The sequence below is a fragment of the Methanococcoides sp. genome (genome assembly GCF_030594565.1).
GTDB classification, from domain to species: domain Archaea; phylum Halobacteriota; class Methanosarcinia; order Methanosarcinales; family Methanosarcinaceae; genus Methanococcoides; species Methanococcoides seepicolus.
In genome coordinates this window covers 1-3,702 of sequence record NZ_JAUVEY010000171.1, presented here as the reverse complement: position 1 = coordinate 3,702, position 3,702 = coordinate 1, and the positions used below count along the sequence as shown (strand labels likewise).

Sequence of the window (3,702 nt, the reverse complement as noted above, 5' to 3'; positions counted from 1 at the left end):
AATTCGGTTGGTAGCATACGAACCCGGGAAGAGAAAATCGTATCTGTAAAAAACGATCTCAAAAAGTATCTGGAAGATGTCGAACAGATCGGATCGTTCATCCAAAATAAGTACGGTGATGCAAAAGAACTTGGATTTGTGGAAGATAAGCTGGATCAAATTGATGATATTTCCGGTTTCGTGAATGAAAAACAAACGAAGCTTCACGGTAAAGAAAAAGAAATATCTACCAAGGTTGCGGAACTTGAGAAAAAGATACAGAAGAGCAAAGACCTTCTTAGCAAGGGGCTTTGTCCTACCTGCGGGCAGGACCTTCAAGGTTCAAAAGTATGCGAAGAGACCGCTGGGGATGAAGATCGGAAAACCGAGCTTATCAATGAACTGGAGCTGATAAGGGCAGACCAGGACAAAATTAAGGTGAAAGTGGAACTTATCCGGAATGTGCGGGATATCATTAAAGCGATAGCTGAGGCTGAAAAGCAGTTACTGCTTAAGAAGAACGAGATCACTTCCATTGAGAAGGGCATAGAGGAGCATTTAAGTTCCATCAAGGAAGAAAATGATAAGGTAATAGATATTGAAAAACAGATTGATGAATGCAAGCGTTCGATAGCTGAGCTGAAAAATGGGATGGAGTCTCTTAAAAGTGAGGAGACCGCTGCACAGGAACTTCATGGGAAGTTATTGCATAAACTGGATGCGGCAAGGCAGATACGCTCCAATATTCTGAAGGTCAAAGATATACAAAATAACATCAACCGTCTTCAGGACGGGGTGAAAAACGGACTGGAAAAGATAGAACTGTTCGAGTCGCAGATAAATGAACGTAAGCAACGCATCCTTAAACTTGATGAGGCATTGGGGGACGTTGATCTGAAGAAGCTCCAGGCAGATAGATCTCAGTATGAAAGTGCATATAACGGGATCGTTTCTGAGATGGAGGTGCGGGATCAGCGTAAGAGTGAACTCCACAAGGAGATCGGGCGTATAGAAGGGGATATCCAGAGACTGAACGAGCTTAAGAAAAAGCAGAAGATGTTGGTGAACAAGAAGGATTTCCTTGCAGCAGTCTATCGGGATGCAGAGGAACTTGAAACGATGTATCTGCGTCTTCGTGTGGAGCTTCGTGCAAAGAACATTGATGCTCTTGACAGGTTACTGAACGAGATATTCTCTTTTATGTACACCAACAATGCCTATTCTCATATCAGCCTTGATCCGGAATACAATCTGACGATATACGAGAAGGATGGCACGCCTCTTGAACCCAAGTTGTTGAGCGGAGGGGAGCGGGCAATATTCAATCTGGTCCTTCGGTGTGCGATATATCGTTTGCTGGCACATGCGCCGGGAAGTGCAGAGCTGCCTCCACTGATACTTGATGAGCCTACTGTTTTCCTTGACCGTGGTCATGTCCATCAGTTGATCAAACTTATCGATATGATGAGGAATATCGGGGTTGGACAGATATTGATCGTATCACATGATGAGTCATTGATCGATTCAGCAGACCACGTTTTTGTCGTTGAGAAAGATCCTATCACAAATAGCTCTTCCATATCCAGTAAATGACATTTATCGAAAAAATGCAACCATAAGATATATTATAGTTTTTAGCCTATTAAAGCTAGGATAATGGTTTGACCATAAGGGATGGACGATTTGCGAGGGATCTAATGAGCGCCGAGAACAGAGACTTTGTAATAGAGAGGCTTGAGCGGAAGCTAGTTGAAAAGGAAGGCGATATGGAGGTTATGAACACTACTCTTCGTGATTCTATCATGAGGGAACTTCGTAATGACCTAAAGAACGACCTTGATATCAACAATCGGCTCAACAGGGTCGAGCAGGACTTAAAGGAACTTTCAAGCAATATAAGTGGAATGATGGATGAACTTCTCGACCAGAAATCTCAGTTGAGATCCCTTAGGAAAGATCTTCCAAGATCAGACCTCGGATTTGCAAAGTCTGTCACTGATATGGCCTTTGATGTTCCGGCACAAAAACCTCTGGAAGCGGTTCCTGAATCCAAAGTTCGTCTTACTGACTCTCTTTTTGGTCAGAGGTCAGTTCCAAAGCCCGCAGTTGAGGTGCTAGTTCCTGATCTAAAGGCTCAGGAAGCAAGATCGCCTGTGTCACAGACATCTTCAGGTTCGAACTGGGGCAACCTTATTAATTCTGGCGAAATCAATATGAAAATACGTGAAATAAAGGCAGAAGAGCCAGTGCAGAGTCAGCAGGATAGTATTCCTTCTGAATACATTGTTGCAAATGATATGAGGACCCCATTTGAAAGAAGTGCTCCTCCGACCCCAAAGAACGATGACTGTGAATATATTGTCGCTGAAGAAGGGGAGTCATTGCGCAGGCGTTCTGAGACCGAACTTGAGACTGTGGAAGATCGTGATGATGAAGATACGGTGATCACAACGACTCGCAGAAGATCTTTATAATCCCTTACCGAGGAATGTTGTGTATATTAAGGAACTTGAATTTATAAATTTCAAATCTTTTGGCAAAAAAGTTAAGATACCCTTCTTTGATGATTTTACTACCATTTCCGGTCCGAACGGAAGCGGGAAATCAAATATCATCGATGGTATCCTTTTCGTTCTTGGTCTTTCGAACTCACGAACATTAAGGGCTGAAAAACTTACTGATCTGATATACAATGGCGACAAGGCAAAAAGGCCGGATTTTGCACAGGTTACTATTAAATTCGATAATATTGACCGCGAGATGCCGGTGGATGCCGATGAGGTTACTATCAGTCGAAAGATCCGGGAGACTGATAATGGTTATTATAGCTACTTCTATTTTAACGGCAAGGCTGTGAGCCTCACTGAGGTCCATAATTATCTTTCAAAGGCAAGAGTGACTCCGGAAGGTTACAATGTTGTCATGCAGGGCGATGTTACTCGCATCATTACAATGACCCCGAATGAACGGCGTAAGATCATCGATGAGATCGCCGGTGTTGCTGAGTTTGATAACAAGAGGGACAGGGCACTAAATGAACTTGAGATCGTCAGGGAACGCGTTGAAAGGGCAGATATACTGATCGAGGAAGTGGAAAAACAGCTTGAGAAGCTCAAGGTGGAACGTGATCAGGCGGTCAAGTATCAGGCGCTCAAGCAGGAGAAGATGAAGTTCGAGGGTTTCGTACTTCTTTCCAAGCTCAAGGATGCAAAAGTTGAACTTGAGAATGTCGACAAGGATATTTCTTCCAAGAAAGAAGTGCAGGAAAAGCTGCAACTCTCGATCGAGGAGAGGAAGGAGAAGCTTGCAGGGATCGAGAAGGAGCTCACTGAGCTCACATCTGAGATCCAGAGGATGGGTGAGGACGAGCAGATACAGGTCAAAAGGGACATAGAGGAAATAAAGGGAGAAGTATCCCGATGTGTCAATAGTATCGAGCTTGCAGACAATGAGATCGAAGATATTGATTCCAGACGCAAGAAAGCTTTCCTTGATATCGAGGGAACAAAGAACAAGATAAACGATGTTGATTCTAAGCTTTCTGAAGAATCACTTCGTAAGGACAGTATTCTCTCTGAGATCTCTGAAAGGAAGACCGAGAGAATGATCCTGCAAAGCAGGATCTCTGATGTGGATGAGAAGTTCGCACAGACGCGTGATGAGCTTTCAGTGTTCAAGTCCGAACTTGAGACCGTGAAGAACGATAAAAGTGAACTTATGCGT

General features: G+C 43.6%; 2 protein-coding genes and 1 pseudogene. All 3 read left to right on the top strand.

From position 1 onward, the window contains the following. Nucleotides 1-1,572, top strand: a pseudogene (locus QAS77_RS10955) (hypothetical protein); the annotation flags it as partial. A 104-nt stretch (nucleotides 1,573-1,676) separates the two neighbouring features. Then, complete coding sequence (locus tag QAS77_RS10950) at nucleotides 1,677-2,453, top strand: hypothetical protein (protein ID WP_305065557.1); 777 nt, start codon at nucleotides 1,677-1,679, stop codon at nucleotides 2,451-2,453. Nucleotides 2,454-2,472: 19 nt separating this feature from the next. Next, nucleotides 2,473-3,702, top strand: a 1,230-nt coding sequence (locus tag QAS77_RS10945; protein ID WP_305065555.1) for an AAA family ATPase, incomplete at its 3' end; no start/stop codon positions are given.

What these genes read in the sequence shown, in the direction of transcription:
- QAS77_RS10950 (WP_305065557.1), top strand. Translation starts at nt 1,677, where the DNA reads ATGAGCGCCGAGAACAGAGACTTTGTAATAGAGAGGCTTGAGCGGAAG.